Source organism: Pauljensenia sp. UMB3104 (assembly GCF_030217285.1).
Taxonomy (GTDB): Bacteria; Actinomycetota; Actinomycetes; order Actinomycetales; family Actinomycetaceae; genus Pauljensenia.
The window spans coordinates 1-345 of sequence record NZ_JASONN010000123.1; the positions used below are offsets into that span (position 1 = coordinate 1).

1 other RNA gene is annotated in these 345 nt (G+C 64.1%); it reads left to right on the forward strand.

Going from position 1 to position 345, the window contains the following annotated elements:
- An RNA gene (gene rnpB / locus QP415_RS11025) (RNase P RNA component class A) lies at positions 1 to 299 on the forward strand; the annotation flags it as partial.
- Positions 300 to 345 lie beyond the last annotated feature (46 nt).

The window sequence follows — 345 nt, forward strand, 5'->3', positions numbered from 1 at the left end:
TCCGGGCTCCGTAGAGGACGGTGGTGGGTAACGCCCACCCGGGGTGACCCGCGGGAAAGCGCAACAGAAAGTAAACCGCCGCAAGGTAAGGGTGAAAGGGTGGTGTAAGAGACCACCGCGTGCCGGGTGACCGGCATGGCACGGCAAGCCCCACCGGGAGCAAGATCAGACAGTGCCCCGTCAGGCTCCTCGTCTAGGGCACGGGTGGATTGCTAGAGTGCGTCAGCAATGGCGCACGTAGATGGATGGTCGCCGCCGCGCGAGCGGTACAGAACCCGGCGTATAGGCCAAGATGACAGTGGGGGCGGATTTTCGAATCCGCCCCCACGTGCATATCTGCCCCAG